The sequence below is a fragment of the Pseudomonas marincola genome (assembly GCF_900116605.1).
GTDB lineage: Bacteria > Pseudomonadota > Gammaproteobacteria > Pseudomonadales > Pseudomonadaceae > Aquipseudomonas > Aquipseudomonas marincola.
Map to the genome: position 1 here is coordinate 71,668 of NZ_FPBC01000004.1, position 15,519 is coordinate 87,186.

At 58.2% G+C, this 15,519-nt stretch carries 8 protein-coding genes; 5 read left to right on the forward strand and 3 right to left on the reverse strand.

Annotation, left to right across the window (positions count from 1 at the left end; genetic code table 11):
- Positions 1 to 20: 20 nt before the first annotated feature.
- Entirely contained in the window at positions 21 to 6,497 is a 6,477-nt protein-coding gene (locus BM395_RS08215; protein WP_090510487.1) for a retention module-containing protein, read from the reverse strand.
- Positions 6,498 to 6,939: 442 nt separating this feature from the next.
- Between BM395_RS08215 and BM395_RS08220 the strand changes: the two genes are divergently transcribed.
- From BM395_RS08220 to BM395_RS08230, 3 genes are all read left to right on the forward strand, one after another.
- Positions 6,940 to 8,295 (forward strand): TolC family outer membrane protein, encoded by a 1,356-nt coding sequence (locus BM395_RS08220; protein ID WP_090510490.1) that lies wholly within the window; start codon positions 6,940 to 6,942, stop codon positions 8,293 to 8,295.
- A 142-nt stretch (positions 8,296 to 8,437) separates the two neighbouring features.
- Entirely contained in the window at positions 8,438 to 10,588 is a 2,151-nt protein-coding gene (locus BM395_RS08225) for a type I secretion system permease/ATPase (RefSeq protein ID WP_090510491.1), read from the forward strand.
- Between the two features lie 4 nt (positions 10,589 to 10,592).
- On the forward strand, positions 10,593 to 11,942 hold the full coding sequence (locus BM395_RS08230) for an HlyD family type I secretion periplasmic adaptor subunit (RefSeq protein WP_090511012.1): 1,350 nt from the start codon (positions 10,593 to 10,595) through the stop codon (positions 11,940 to 11,942).
- A gap of 1 nt (position 11,943) precedes the next feature.
- Here the strand turns inward: BM395_RS08230 and BM395_RS08235 are convergent, their stop codons facing one another.
- Positions 11,944 to 12,597 carry a tRNA-uridine aminocarboxypropyltransferase gene (locus BM395_RS08235; protein WP_090510494.1) on the reverse strand — a complete coding sequence of 218 codons (654 nt, stop codon included), beginning with the start codon at positions 12,595 to 12,597 and terminating at the stop codon, positions 11,944 to 11,946.
- Between the two features lie 41 nt (positions 12,598 to 12,638).
- Positions 12,639 to 13,532 (reverse strand): LysR family transcriptional regulator, encoded by an 894-nt coding sequence (locus BM395_RS08240; protein ID WP_090510496.1) that lies wholly within the window; start codon positions 13,530 to 13,532, stop codon positions 12,639 to 12,641.
- A gap of 213 nt (positions 13,533 to 13,745) precedes the next feature.
- Between BM395_RS08240 and speB the strand changes: the two genes are divergently transcribed.
- Together speB and BM395_RS08250 are read left to right on the forward strand one after the other, a co-directional pair.
- Positions 13,746 to 14,705: an agmatinase gene (gene speB / locus BM395_RS08245; RefSeq protein WP_069901837.1), complete on the forward strand. Its 960-nt coding sequence runs from the start codon at positions 13,746 to 13,748 to the stop codon at positions 14,703 to 14,705.
- A 91-nt stretch (positions 14,706 to 14,796) separates the two neighbouring features.
- The gene (locus BM395_RS08250; protein WP_090510500.1) at positions 14,797 to 15,519 is read left to right on the forward strand and encodes a class II aldolase/adducin family protein; all 723 of its coding nucleotides are present in this window, start codon (positions 14,797 to 14,799) and stop codon (positions 15,517 to 15,519) included.

The following is a 15,519-nucleotide window of genomic DNA, read 5'->3' on the forward strand; positions in this document are numbered from 1 at the left end:
ATATTACGCAGCCAACCGCTCTAGCTCACCAGCGTGTTGTTATCCAGCATGCCCTGGATAATCGACGCACTGTCGCCGCCGGACAACACCGTGTTAGCCAGCGTGATGGTTTGATCCACCGCAGCCGTATCCTGCACATGGCCACTGCTGGACACATTGACCAGCGTGTCTACGCCATTGCTGGTATCTACGCTCAGGTACTGACTCAGCACATCGACACCGGCATTGGGATCGACGCCATCGAGCAAGGCCGACAAATTCAGCTTGTCGCCATCGGCCACATTAAAGTCATGCACCACATCGTGATAATTTCCGCCGCGATCAGCGGCATTCCAGACAAAGGTATCGGCGCCCGTGCCACCGTATAAGTGGTCGTTGCCTACTCCACCGATCAATACATCATCGCCGCCCTGGCCGAACAGCCAGTCATTGCCCGCGCCCCCATCAAGCAAGTCACCGGCGCCACGGGTATCACCCGCCACGTTCAGGGACGTTGCATTGGCTTCGATGTAGGCTTTGACCTGATCCAGCGTTGCGGTGCCGGTTGTTGCCGTCAGGTAATCGAGCAAGCCCTGATAACCGGCGCCGTCATGCGTGCCCGCCGCATTCCCGGCCCACGCCAGGCTGTCCGTGTTAATGACATCGCCAAAGATGATGTCGTCGCCCTGCCCGCCAATCAGATGATCGGCTCCCACCGCCGCAAGCGTTGTGGTGGTGCTGCCTTCGACCAGCGCCGCATGCAGCTCATCGGCGGTATTGACGATTGTCGGGTCGCCGGTCTGGCCGGTGACAGGCGGCTTATTGTCATTCGGGAAGTCGTAAGAGCCCTGTCCGAGCGTGTTCCCGGTCAACGGGGTATTGTCGAAAAACTTGAGGAAGTCGGCGCTCACGCCATTACCAATCCCAATGGCGTGCATTTGCACTGCATCGGCCCCCGTGCCGGCAACCAGCGCCTGCACCGCATCAACCGACTGGCTCAATTCGTTGTATCCCGTGTTGCTGCCGCTACCAGCAGTGTTGCCGCTGCCGTTGAGGTACAACGTCGGGTTGCCGTCAGTGAGGAAGAACGTCAGCTGCTCGAAGCCATGCGCCGCGTCTTTGCCACCGTTGACCTGGTCATTGAACCAGTTGACCGTGGCCTTGAATGCCGACTCATAGTTAGTGCCGCCGCTGGCTGTCAGGCCGTTGATTGCAGCAATCAAGGTCACGACATTGGTCGAGTTGAGGCCATTTATGGTGTAACCATTAGAGGCCGTTTCACCGAACGGAATCAGCCGCACGTTGACCACACCGCTGTGCCCGGCTAACTGATTGGCCAGCGAGGTCAGTGCATCCTTGGCCAGCGCCAGGCGGCTCAACCCAGGCGTACCGGAAGCATCCGCCATGCTCCCCGAGCGGTCGAGGATCAGCGCGATGTTGTAGTTCTTGCCCGGTGTGAAGTTGCTGTTAACGCCGCCGACATCCCCCAGCAGAACATCCTTGCCGTAGGTGCCCATGATCTCACCGGCGCGATCGGCATCCTGCGGATTCGGCACGGTGTGCTCAACCGCGGAGTTACCCTGATCGCTGGCATTGCTGCCCACCACCAGCGCTGAAATCTCCGGCCCGTCGATGCAGATGGTCAGATTGGCCGAGTCCGTATCGCCGTCGTTGTCGATCAGCGTGTAGGTAAAGACTTCATTGAGCTGGCCACTGGCGCCAAAATCCAAACCGCTGTGCGCCTGGAACTGATAATCACCCGCCGCATGGCCACTGGAATCCGCCATATAGAACTTGAGAACGCCAGTGTCCGTATTGAGGGTCAACAGCTTGGTGCTTGCATCCCAACTGTATTGCGAGGCGCTGGCAGCGGTCTGGATAGTCGTGCCATTGAGGGTGTAGGTTTGGCCATCCGCCGAAATAGACAGAATGCGGCCGCCATCGGCGCCAAATACATCGTCATCGCCGCCGCCCACAGCATTGTCATCGCCCTTGAGCACATTGCCCTGAACGCTGACACCGGTGACGACCTGCAGCAGTGACTCGACCAGATCTTCAAAATTGGCGACCTGGATCGGCGCACCCTGACCGTCTACATCGATGTCCTGCAAGCGGGCATTGTCGATACCGCCGCCCACGCCGACTGCGGTCACGTTAATGTTGTTGCCATTAACGAAATTGCTCCATTGCGCCGCCGTGGTGTTGGTCAACGAAGAGTTATTACCGGTCTGCTCATTGGGATTGCCATCGCTGATGAAGAACACCTGATTGCTGGCGCCCACCACAGGATCGAATACAGCCATGGTCTCTTTGATTGCAGCCGTAAAGTCGGTATTGCCACTGTAAGGCCGGGTACCGCCATCAGCCGGATTGAGCGTGTCGATAAGGTGCGAAAGGTCGGCAAAATTGCTCACCGCCGCATACGACTTTGCGGTGCCCGAAAAGGCCACGAGTTGAATGCTGACATCGCCATTGGTGCCATCAAACAGCTTCTGCCCTGCCGCTCGCACAGCTTGCATCATCACATTGAGCTCGCTGTTGCTGATGCTGCCGCTGAAATCGAGCACAAACACCGCGTTGTAATCGAGGCCTCGCTCGGTGCCCACGCAAGCGGTGTCATCGTGCGCAGTGGGCACATCGTCGACAATATCTATCACCAGCGTGCCCGTGCCGGTGTTGCCGTTGGCATCAGTCACGGTGTAACTGAAGGTTTCCTGGGTCTGGATATTATTGCCGTTATTACCGGCCGGCAATTTGGGCGCACTGGTCAGCGTGTAAGTGTAATTACCGCTGGCATCCACCGTTAGGGTGCCAAAGTTACCGTTACCATTGGCAATGCTGAACTGATAACCACCCGCGCCGCCGCTGCCGGTAAGCTGGCCGCTGGCCACTTCATCATTACTGGTCGGATCACTGCCTATTAGATCCAGCGCGGCCTCACGCACACTGGTATCCGAACCACTTGCTACCTCGCCAACCACGGTGAAATTGCACACATCGATAGTCAAAGTGGTGGTGCTTAGATCGCCGTCACCATCAACCACGGTATACACAAAGTGATCCTGCGCATTGGCGCCCAGCGCGTTGGCGTCCAGCGCATTGGCGGTTGAGTGGTAGGTGTATGAGCCGTCCGCTGCCAGAGTTAAGGTGCCGTAAGCGCCGGTGATGGAACTGCCGACATTGCCCGAAGCGTCTGTGGCGGTGTCCGAACCGGCACGCACGCCCACAACGCTGGACGAGCCAAAACCATCGGCACCGGCAACATCGTTAGCCAGCACGCCATTGGCGGCATTAACCGTGAGCGTTGCACCTTCCTGCACCGAGCCCGTGTCGGCATAGGCCTTTGGAATGTCGTCGACAATATCAATCAGCAAGGTGCCAGTGCCGGTGTTGCCGTTGGCATCGGTGACGGTAAAGGTGAAGGTTTCCTGCGCCTGGATATTGTTGCCGTTATCGCCAGCTGGTGTATCAACCGGGCTGGTGAGTGTGTAGGTGTATTGGCCATTGGCATTAACACTGAGCGTGCCGTATTGGCCAACGCCATCGGCAATGCTGAACTGATAACCACCTGCGCCGCCGCTGCCGGTAAGTTGGCCGCTGGCCACTTCATCATTACTAGTCGGATTACTGCCAATTAGATCCAACGCTGCTTCGCGCACGCTGGTATCCGCTTCGCCACCGACACCGCCAACCACGGTGAAATTGCACACATCGATAGTCAAAGTAGTGGTGCTCAAATCGCCGTCACCATCAACCACGGTATACACAAAGTGATCCTGCGCACTGGCGTCCAGCGCATTGGCGGTTGAGTGGTAAGTGTAAGAGCCGTCCGCTGCCAGGGTTAAGGTGCCGTAAGCGCCGGTGATGGAAGTGGCAACATTGCCCGAAGCGTCTGTGGCGGTGTCCGAACCGGCACGCACGCCCACAACGCTGGACGAGCCAAAACCATCGGCACCGGCAACATCGTTATGCAGCACACCATTTGCAGCGTTAACCGTGAGTGTTGCGCCTTCTTGCACCGAGCCCGTGTCGGCATAGGCCTTTGGAATGTCGTCGACAATATCAATCAGCAACGTGCCGGTGCCGGTGTTGCCGTTGGCATCGGTGACGGTAAAGGTGAAGGTTTCCTGCGCCTGGATATTGTTGCCGTTGTCACCGGCTGGTGTATCAACCGGGCTGGTGAGTGTGTAGGTGTATTGGCCGTTGGCGTTAACGCTGAGCGTGCCGTATTGGCCAACGCCATCGGCAATGCTGAACTGATAACCACCCGCGCCGCCGCTGCCGGTCAGTTGGCCGCTCGCCACCTCATCGTTGCTGGCAGGATTACTGCCGATCAGATCGAGCGCTGCTTCGCGCACGCTGGTATCCGCTTCGCCACCGACACCGCCAACCACGGTGAAATTGCACACGTCGATAGTCAAAGTGGTGGTGCTCAGATCGCCGTCACCATCAACCACGGTGTAGACGAAGTGATCCTGCGCATTGGCGTCCAGCGCATTGGCGTCCAGCGCATTGGCGCCCACACCATTGGCAGTCGAGTGGTAGGTGTATGAGCCGTCCGCAGCCAAAGTTAATGTGCCGTATGCGCCGGTGATGGAAGTGGCAACATTGCCCGAAGCGTCTGTAGCTATATCCGAGCCCGCGCGCACGCCCACAACGCTGGACGAGCCAAAACCATCGGCCCCGGCAACATCGTTAGCCAGCACACCATTGGCAGCATTAACCGTGAGCGTTGCGCCTTCTTTGACCGAGCCAGTGTCGGCGTTAGCGGTCGGCACATCATCAATGATTTCGATAACGATATTGGCCGGTGCCGACGACGAAGTCCCGTCGAATACGCTGATGACAAAGGTATCGGTCTCAATACCTGCGCCATCGATTGTCGGTGCAGTCAGTTGATACTGATAAGTACCCTGCCCCGTCGCCGCGTCGTAGCCGGTAATGGTCAGGGTGCCGAACGCACCGACAAACACATTCAAGCCGCTGTTCAGGCTGCCGATTGCCACGGTATCGCCGTTAATGGTCACGCTTTGCAAATCATCCAGGCCATCAACATCGCTCAAGGTGAAGGTGCCGGTGGTGAACTCGCTGTTGGCAGCGGCGTCACTGCCATTGGCCAGTCCGGACTCATAAACTTGCGCATTAGTACCTTCACCAAACGGCGGCACGCTGACCACTGGAATGTCGTTGGTGCCGGTGATGGTAATCGTCAGCATGGCCGTCGAGGTGTCACCGTCCGCATCCTGCATGGTGTAGCTGAAGGTTTCTGTCAGCGTCTCACCCGTGTCGAGCGCCTGAATCAGCGGATTGTCCGAATTGAGCAGGTAGCTGTAACCACCGTTGGCGGTCGGCGTGAAAGTGCCAAAGGTTGCCGCGGTGCTTTGCCAAGCGACAAAACTTGCAGGTGAGTCAGCACCGACTTGGTCGTTACTCAGCACATTTCCGACAACCGGCGCGACGCTGTCCTCAGGCACGCTGTTAACGTCGTTGATAGCCTGCGGTCCGTCGTCATAGATGCTTACGTCGAGCACCGCCACCGGCGATACATCGCCATCGTTGTCGGTAACCCGCACATTGAAGCTTTCGCCAATCTGATCATCAGCACCGGTCGCCCCCGGTGTGCCGTGCTGCACGCCGGCAGTCAGGGTGTAGGTCCAATTGCCCTGTGCATCCACCTGCAAAGTGCCGTACTGGCCCTGCACCGAATTGCCAGCGGTCACATTCACCCAGTTGCCGTTGGCATCCTGCACCTCAAGCGCACTTACGCCATCGGGTGAAACCACCTGAAAGCGCCCGCTGGCCTGTTCTGCATTACTCTGCGGGTTACTGCCACCCGCCAATGCACGCTCCTCAACCACAGCCGGGCTGGTGCTGATACTGCCGACAGCGTCCTGATAAATAACGCTGACGACCGGCTGGAAATCAACCACTTCAGGCTCTGCTGGAGGCGCTGGCGGAGCTGGAGGAACTGGAGCTTCCTGAACCAGCGGCGGCACTGGAATCACGATGGGTTCAGGATTAGGGAACTCTGGCCCCGTGTTGAAGTTTGAGGTATCGAAGCCCAGAACCGGCTCAACCGCACCCCCGACGGTATCGAGCAGCACGAAACTGTGTCCACCCCCTACACCGCCAGCGCCACCCGATCCGGCGCCACCAGGCCCTGCGGCTGTGGCTTCGGCTTCCTGAGTGGGGTCGGCACCCGCTTCAATCGCCGCCAAGAGTTGTTCGACGTCTGTTAAGTCATCAGCGCTTGGCGCCGTGACAGGCGCATCCTGAGGCGCCTGACTGTCGTCCCCCTGGCCAAGCATTTGGGCATTCAGGCTGAGCTGACTCTCACGCCCCAAGGTTAATTGCTGACCGTCGGTCATCGCTACAGCCACAGCACCCGATGCGCCCGTGACTAATTGCTCACCTGCAAAAACTTGATCACCCACACCCAGTGGGCGACGCGAGCCATCAGTTGCAACGGCGAAAACCTCACCAATAACCTGGGTGACTTTACCAATCAGAGTGGCCATAACGTGTTCCTCACTGCCACCGGCGTTCGCCGGTATCTCCTAAAGAAGGCATCAACAGTGCAAAACACAGATACTTCACCTAAGCGGTTGAGAAGACAGCAATTCGGCCCTTCGTAAAAACGACAAATTATTGTCGCCTCCTTGCTGCCTACCGTCCCAACTGCAACCCCGCCCTGTGTAAACAACTGCCTGTTTCAGGCCTATTTTCATCAAGCTTAGACGCCATGCGGCTTCCACGCCTACTTTCAGGGGTAACAATGTCCTCTGTCGGCTTTTTTGTATAAGAATATTTTTTCATAAATCTTGTGCTAAATTTTTCTGTGCCAACATAAATAATGATCTTCAATGCCTAGAGTGAGAACCCAAAAACGACGCCCGCCTTAAAAAGACATTTTTTTGGCGGAGAGGAAAGATCAGAGCACACAGCAAAGGAGTATTACCAATGCGTGCAGTCAACCCGCTATGGACAGGCATGCTTCTGGCCATGACTTTTTCACCCGTCCAAGCAATGACTTTGTCAGAGGCGATCCAGAGCACCATCGATAACCACCCGGAAATAAGCGCGGGCGTGAACCGTCGTCTGTCGTCAGACGAGGACGTGAAAATTGCCAAGGGCGGTTACTTGCCAACCGTAGATGCACTCGTCGGCTATGGCCGTGAAAATACCGACAGCCCGAGCACCCGCATCATCGGCGATCACAACAAGGAAACCCTGACCTATAGCAACACCGAGTTGCGCCTGCGACAGATGCTCTTCGACGGGTTCAATACCCCGAATGAAGTGGCGCGGACCCAGGCGGTGGTCAACTCACGTGCCTACTACGTGCGCGGCACATCCGAGAGCCTGGCCCTGCGCACCGCCGAGGTTTACCTCGATGTACTGAAACGTCGGGAAATGGTTGCGCTGGCCAAGAACAATCTGTTGGCGCATCAGCGCATCAACGACCAGATCTCGCTGCGCAGCCAGCAAGGCGTTGGCAGCACGGCTGACCTCGACCAATCCAGTGCACGTCTGGCCCTGGCGGAAAACAATCTCTACACCGAGCAGGTCAACCTGGCCGATGCCGAGGCCAACTTCTTCAGCGCCGTGGGCCGTTATCCGGACGAGCTCTCTGCACCGGCGTCGGTCAAGGGCGAAGTGCCGGCTGACTTGCCCACTGCACGCCAGGTGATGATGGCGGACAACCCGTTCCTGAAATCTGCGCAAGCCGATGTCAACGCGGCCGAGAAACAATACGAGTCCGCCAAGGCGCCGTTCTACCCGCGCGTAGATGCCGAACTGGCAACCACTGCTGACGATAATATTCAGGGCGACGCCGGCCACTACAACACGTGGCGCGCAGGTGTTGTGATGAACTACAACCTGTTCAACGGCATGCGTGACAAGGCACGTCTGGAGTCTTCTTCACACCAGATCAACGAGTCTATGGACATCCGCAACAATGCCCTGCGTCTGATCAACGAGAACACGGCGCTGGCCTGGAACGCGATGGAAAATGCGCGGCTGCAAACCCCGAAAGCGCGTGACTATGCCGAATACACCGCCAGTGTTCGTGAGGCATATCAACAGCAATTCACCTTGGGGCAGCGCACCCTGCTCGACTTGCTCGACAGTGAGAACGAGTTGTTCACCGCCAACCGTCGCTACACCGATGTGCGTTACACCGAGGAATACTCGATGTACCGCGTATTGGCAGCCACCGGCCAATTGCTGCGCCAACAGCAAGTGGTGCTGCCAGCCGAATCGGTTGCGCTGAGCGAAGTCAAAAGCGAGGCGCATCTGCCTGCTTTGCAATAAGTAACCACAAGGCCCTGCTCCGGGCAGGGCCTTGTGGCCACTGGCAACACACGTTTCACGGATTTTTCAGTTGCGTGACTGGCCAGCACATGGCGCTGAAACCTCAGGGACAGATGTTTAGGAGTAGTCGCTAGTGACGAATATGGAGCACAGCAGTCCGGTTAATGACCCACGCCTGAGCCATGACGATCCGCTGCTTGATGGTTTACTGATTCTCTGTCGCCTGCATGATTGCAAAGTCAGCCGCGGCAGCCTGACTGCCGGCCTGCCGCTGCCGCAACAAACCTTGTCCGCCAATTTACTCAGTCGCGCCGCAGCGCGTGCCGGTTTGCAGGCACGCTTGCTACGCCGTGAGCTGAGCGCGATTTCGGCGCTCAATCTGCCGGTTCTGTTACTGCTCAAAGATGGCCGCAGTGCCGTGCTCAAGGCCTGGGGCGAAAATGAGCAGGCACTGATTCTCCCCTGCGAAACAGATGGCGGCGAACAATGGGTGAACGGCGCTGAGCTTGCCAACGAATACGCCGGCCAAGCATTGTTTGCCCGGCCGCGTCACGAACTGGAGCAAGCGCGCAATCCACTGATGCCCAGAATGACAGCGTGGTTTCGCGACACTTTGAAGCTGTCACGCTGGCTGTATGCCGACGCCGTGCTGGCCAGTCTGCTGATTAACGTGTTGGGGCTGCTGGTTCCGTTATTTGTGATGCAAACCTACGACCGCGTGGTGCCCAATCAGGCGACGGCGACGCTATGGGTATTGGCCATTGGCTTGCTGATCGGGGCGGGGTTCGAGTTGTTGCTGCGCGTGCTGCGCGCGCACCTGCTGGACACCGCCGGCAAAAAGACCGACATCGTGTTATCCGCCACGCTGTTCGAGCGCATCACCGGCATGTCCATGAAGTCGCGACCGGCCACCGTCGGCGGCTTTGCCCAGAGTATTCATGACTTCCAAGGCCTGCGCGAGTTTCTCACCGCTGTTACCCTGACCAGCCTGATCGACTTGCCGTTCGCGCTGTTGATGATTGCAGTTATCGGCCTGCTCGGCGGCTGGCTGGTGGTGATCCCGCTGCTGGCATTTCCACTCACCGCCCTGTTCGCCTGGATCATTCAAGTGCGCCTGCGCGATACCGTGGAACGCAGCCTGGTGCTGGCCGCACAACGTCAGGCGTTGCTGATCGAAACCCTCGGCGGGCTGGAAACCCTCAAGGCCTGTGGCGCCGAGAGTGAACGCCAGCATCAGTGGGAGAAAACCCACGGTTCCCTGACCCGTCTCGACATGCATGCACGTTTTCTGGCCTCACTGGCCACCAATGGCACGTTGTTCCTTCAGCAGTTCGCCGGCATGAGCACGATTATCGCCGGCGTTTACAGCATTATCGCTGGCAATCTCAGCGTCGGCGCCCTCGTTGCCTGTTACATGCTCGGCAGCCGCGTGCTGGCACCACTGGGCCAGGTTGCCAGTTTAATCACGCGCTACCAGCAAGCCCGCCTGACCATGACCTCAACCGATGCATTGATGGCCTTGCCACAAGAGCGCGAAGCCAAACAACGGCCACTGGAACGCACCCAGCTTAAAGGCGCGCTGGAAGTGCGTGGCGTTACGTTCAGTTACCCGGAGCAAAGCACGCCAGCGCTGGCCGGAGTCAGCTTGCGCATGGCAGCGGGCGAGCGGATTGGCATCATCGGTCGCAGCGGTTCCGGCAAGAGCACATTGGCCAGATTACTCATGGCGTTCTACAGCCCGGATGAAGGCCAAATACTCCTCGACGACCTCGACCTGCGCCAGCTCGATGTCGCCGACCTGCGTCACCAGATCGGTTACGTCTCGCATGACCTGCCCCTGCTGGCGGGCAGTTTGCGCGACAACCTGACCCTCGGCGCGCGTTATGTCAGTGATGCGCGGATGCTTGAAGTTGCCGAGCTAACCGGCGTCAACGAGCTGGCCAGACAACACCCGCAAGGCTTTGACCGACCCGTGGGCGAACGCGGCCAACTGCTTTCGGGTGGCCAGCGCCAGGCCGTTTTGATCGCCCGCGCCATGCTCCTCGACCCGCCAATTCTGGTGTTGGATGAGCCTACCAGCGCAATGGATAACAGCAGCGAAGATGCCCTGCGCGGCAAGCTGATGAGCTGGGCGAAAGACAAAACCGTGCTGCTGATTACCCATCGCATGTCGATGCTCAGCCTCGTTGAGCGACTGATTGTCATGGATAACGGGCACATCGTTGCCGATGGTCCGAAAGAAACCGTGATTGATGCATTGCGTAAGGGCCGTGTTGGCCCGGCTGCGGGGTGAGGTGATGACGACTGACAGCAGCTATTTCGTCAACCAGCGGCCGAACAGGAAAGACGCCGAGTTCATGCCCGAAGTCGAGGGCGTGATGCTTGAGGATTCGCCCTGGCTTTCACGCGTCACCCTTTGGGTGGTCTGTGCGTGCCTGGTTGCAGCCGTGGTGTGGGCCAAGTTCGCGATACTCGAAGAGGTGACTACCGGTCAGGGCAAAGCCATTCCATCAAGCAAGATTCAGGTAATCCAGAACCTTGAAGGCGGCATTGTCAGCGAGATATTCGTCCGTGAAGGTCAGGTGGTCGAGAAAGGCGACGTGCTGCTGCGCCTCGACGACACCCGCTTTCTCTCGAACAAAGGCGAAAGCGATGCCGACCGGCTCGCCCTGATCGCCCGGATCGAACGCCTGACTGCGGAGGCCGAAGGCCGCCCGTTGAAGATGCCAGAAGAAATTGCCAGCAAAGCCCCACAACTGGCACTGGATGAGGAAGGCCTGTACCGCTCCCGTCAGGATCGCTTGCAAAGCGAGCAACGCACGCTGGGCGAACAACTGCGCCAGAAGCAACAGGAATTGGCCGAGTACCGCTCGAAAGCCCAGCAATACAGCTCGGGGCTTGGTTTGGTTCAGCAGGAACTGAACATGTCACAGCCGCTGGTCAAGAGTGGCGCCATCTCGCAGGTCGAGATTCTGCGGTTGCGCCGCACAGCGGTGGAAATGCGTGGCTCGCTGGATGCAACCAAACTGGCCATTCCGCGCGCCGAGTCGGCGATTAACGAAATCAAAAGCAAGGTGGACGAGTCCGAGTTGGCGTTTCGCTCCGATGCGTTCAAGGAGCTCAATGATGCGCGCACAGAGCTTAAGAAACTCAGCGCCAGCACCGAGGCGATAGATGACCGCGTCAGCCGCACCACGGTAGTTTCACCGGTGCGCGGCATCGTTAAGCAACTCAAGGTCAACACCATCGGCGGCGTGGTTCAGCCGGGCAATGACATGATCGAGATTGTACCGCTGGACGACAATCTGCTGATCGAAGCCAAGGTGCGCCCACAGGATGTGGCCTTTCTCCATCCGGGGCAAAAGGCCATGGTCAAGTTCAGCGCCTACGACTACACCATTTACGGTGGTCTCAAAGCCAATCTGGAACTGATCAGCGCCGACACCATCACCGATGATGAAGGCAACAGTTTCTACCTGATTCAAGTGCGCACTGAAAAAAGCCATTTAGGCGGAGATGACCACCCGTTAACCATTATTCCCGGCATGATCGCCACTGTAGATATCGTAACCGGCGAGAAAAGCGTGCTCGACTACTTGCTCAAACCGGTGCTCAAAGCCAGAACCGAAGCCCTGCGCGAACGCTGATTCAGTCAGCCTGCTCGGGCGAATCCGGGCCGGTTTTAGGTGCCGCCGTTGCGGCACCGCCCGCGTGATTACGCTGATAGGTCTCAGCGCCCATCGCCGCGATCTGGCCTTCGATCAAGGCCTCGAATGGCTTGAGCAATTCGCCAAACTGCGCGGGCTTCTCGATAGCCTCAAGTGCCACCACAATCGCTTCAATAGTCGATAACGCGCCAGGCTCTGGCGCCTTGCGCAAGCGATAGCGTGAACTCAACCCGGACGGCAAAGTGATGCGCGGCAACGCTTGCAGCAGTGGATTGCAATACAGCAACTTGCGCGCCTTGCGCCACGTACCATCCGGCACCACCAGCAATAACGGCGTGGCCACTGCAGCCTGGGCAAAGTCTGCGACCGGCACGGCCTCATCCCCCGGAAACAGCAAGCAAGGGCGATAGCCTGGCAACGCCAACCAGTCTTCCAGTTGGCTGAATGTTTCGCCGACCTCAAGCTGTGCGTTATCCAGCCCCAGAGCCGCTAACCGGGCGGTGTTCAGCGCATGCCCCGCCTCGCTGCTGTGCTGCAGGATCAGCACCCGCGTGCGGCAGTGCAAATGCGGAATCATGGCGCACAAGCAGCGCGTCTGCGGCCGTTTACAACGCTCACATTCAGGCCGCGCCATAGCCGCCCCGCGCGTCTGACGACTTCTGAATCTGCTGACTGTTATTGCGCATTAAGCTGTGCCTTGAGCAAGTCGCGGAAGGTTTGAATCAGTGGCTCGCGCGTTCGTCCGCGGCGCAAAATCAGCGAAAACGGCGCCTGATATCCAAAGGTGGCCGGGAGCAAAACCCGTAATTCTTTGCGGTCGACCCAATACTGCGCGTAATGCTCGGGCAGATAACCGATGTAGGCGCCCGAAAGCACCAGAATCAGTTGGGCTTCCATTGAATCCACCGTGGCCGCGCTGTGCTTGAAACCGTGCCGCGCCAGTTCGGCCTGACTCCAGTATCCACGCCCCACCATGCGCTGCTGGGTAATCACCTCAGCCGGAATGCGCCGCTGGGTATAAAGCGAGTGACGCTCACTGCAATACAGCCAGTGTTGTTCACGGTAAAGCGGCTGATATATCAAGCCAGTCATGCGGGTCGAGAACGCGCCAATGGCGATATCCAGGCGGTTATCGAGCACCGCCAACTGCAACTCATACGGGCTCATCACCGACAAATGCAGGTGCACGCCGGGGTGTTCGAGGCTGTAGGCGCCAATCACCTCAGCCAGGGGCAACGAGCTATCGCCCACGGTCGAGTCCAACACGCCCAGATTCAGCGTGCCGCGCAACTCGCCCTTGAGCGCTGCAGAATAGCGCTCGAATCCTTCCAGCTCACTCAACAGACGCAGCGTCTCTTGATAGAACAACTCACCTTTGCTGGTCAGGCTGAAACCACCGCGCCCACGGTGGCACAGCACGAGGCCGAGCTGGGATTCCAGTTGGCTCATATAAGTACTGATGGCCGAGGTCGATAAATTCAGCTCGGGCTGCGCCGCTGCAAAGCCCTGATTGCGGACCACACTGACAAAAATCCGCAGTAACTTCAGGTCGGGCAAGGTTTGGCTCATGAACACTCCACACGAATCAGCGGCCGTTGGCGACGCGAGGGAACGCCGATGGGCCGGGACTGCAATTCATTCAACTGCAACGGCGCTAAGTGTACATGCCAATAGTTTAGAAAATCATGAACTAAGTTTTTTCTCCCAGCGATTTTTCCGCAAGCCGTCCTGACCAAGAATTCCCTCACTGAAATTTAAAACCATAAAAACTGTGAGGCCTCCATGGAAAAGAATCTGCACCAGCCACTTGGCGGCAACGAGATGCCACGCTTCGGCGGGATCGCCACCATGATGCGCTTGCCGCATATTCAGTCGCCTGCAGAGCGCGCCGAACTCGACGTTGGTTTCGTCGGTGTTCCCCTCGACATCGGCACTTCACTGCGCTCCGGCACCCGCTTTGGCCCACGCGAGATTCGCGCTCAGTCGGTCATGATCCGCCCCTACAACATGGCCACTGGCGCTGCGCCGTTTGATTCGCTGAATATCGCCGACATCGGTGATGTGCCAATCAACACCTTCAACATGGCTGAAGCCGTTCGCATCATTGAACAATCCTACGACCAGATCGTTGCAGACGGCATCCTGCCGCTGACACTGGGCGGCGACCACACCATCACTCTGCCGATTCTGCGTGCGCTAAAGAAGAAGCACGGCAAGATCGGTCTGGTGCATATCGATGCGCACGCCGACGTCAACGATCACATGTTTGGCGAGAAAATCGCCCACGGCACCACCTTCCGCCGCGCCGTTGAAGAAGGTCTGCTCGACTGCGACCGCGTCGTGCAGATTGGCTTGCGGGCTCAGGGTTACACCGCAGAAGACTTCAACTGGAGCCGCAAGCAGGGTTTCCGCGTGGTCCAGGCCGAAGAATGCTGGCACAAATCGCTGGAGCCGCTGATGGCTGAAGTCCGCGAGAAAGTCGGCGGCGGCCCGGTTTACCTGTCGTTCGATATCGACGGCATCGATCCGGCCTGGGCGCCGGGCACCGGCACCCCTGAAATTGGCGGTTTGACCACCATTCAGGCCATCGAAGTCATTCGTGGCTGTCAGGGCCTGGACATTATCGGCGGCGATCTGGTCGAGGTCTCCCCCCCTTACGACACCACCGGCAACACTTCGCTGTTGGGTGCCAACCTGCTGTACGAAATGCTCTGCATTTTGCCAGGTGTTGAACGCCGGTAATCGCAAGCAAACCAGCGCCCGCCCCATCCCGCAGCGGTAAGTGATGGGGCGCCGCGACCAACCCGATACACGCTCAAGCGGATTCAAGCCTATGACTACAACAAATGAGGCTACCCTGCGCCGAGATCTCGCTGCCGCTTACCGGTTAGCGGCGATGTTCGGCTGGGATGACACGCTCTACACCCACTTCTCTGCGCGTTTGCCCGGCGAAGAGCCGCGCTTTCTGATCAATCCATTCGGTTTGTTCTTCGAAGAAGTCAAAGCCAGTGACTTGATTATTGTCGACATGCACGGCCGCGTTATTGAGGGCAAAGCCGATTACAATGTCGCCGGCTTTACCATTCACAGCGCTGTGCACATGGCCCGCGAAGACGCCCATTGCGTCATCCACACGCACACGCTGGCCGGCATGGCCGTCGCGGCTGCCGATAAAGGTTTGTTGCAACTCAACCAGATCAACGCCGAATTTCATCAGCGTGTGGGTTACCACACCTATGAAGGTATTGCGCTGGATCTGGGAGAACGCGAGCGACTGGTCGCTTCGCTCGACAACAATATCGCGCTGATTCTCAGGCACCACGGCTTACTCAGCGTTGGCGCCAGTGTCGCCGATGCGTTTTACGTCATGTATTACCTGAACAAAGCCTGTGAAATCCAACTCAGTGCTGCGGCGCTGCAGGGTGTCAGCGAAATGCCTGAAGCCCTCAGCCAGCATGCCTGCGAACAATTTCAGGGGGCTGAAGGGCAACGCCAGCTGTTATGGGAGGCCTGGCTGCGCAAGCTTGATCGTGAGTGTCCCGACTACAAAAACTAA

Coding starts and splice junctions, on each gene's coding strand:
- BM395_RS08225 (WP_090510491.1), top strand. CDS start 8,438: ATGGAGCACAGCAGTCCGGTTAATGACCCACGCCTGAGCCATGACGAT.
- speB (WP_069901837.1), top strand. CDS start 13,746: ATGGAAAAGAATCTGCACCAGCCACTTGGCGGCAACGAGATGCCACGC.
- BM395_RS08240 (WP_090510496.1), bottom strand. CDS start 13,532: ATGAGCCAAACCTTGCCCGACCTGAAGTTACTGCGGATTTTTGTCAGT.
- BM395_RS08235 (WP_090510494.1), bottom strand. CDS start 12,597: ATGGCGCGGCCTGAATGTGAGCGTTGTAAACGGCCGCAGACGCGCTGC.
- BM395_RS08230 (WP_090511012.1), top strand. CDS start 10,593: ATGACGACTGACAGCAGCTATTTCGTCAACCAGCGGCCGAACAGGAAA.
- BM395_RS08215 (WP_090510487.1), bottom strand. CDS start 6,497: ATGGCCACTCTGATTGGTAAAGTCACCCAGGTTATTGGTGAGGTTTTC.
- BM395_RS08220 (WP_090510490.1), top strand. CDS start 6,940: ATGCGTGCAGTCAACCCGCTATGGACAGGCATGCTTCTGGCCATGACT.
- BM395_RS08250 (WP_090510500.1), top strand. CDS start 14,797: ATGACTACAACAAATGAGGCTACCCTGCGCCGAGATCTCGCTGCCGCT.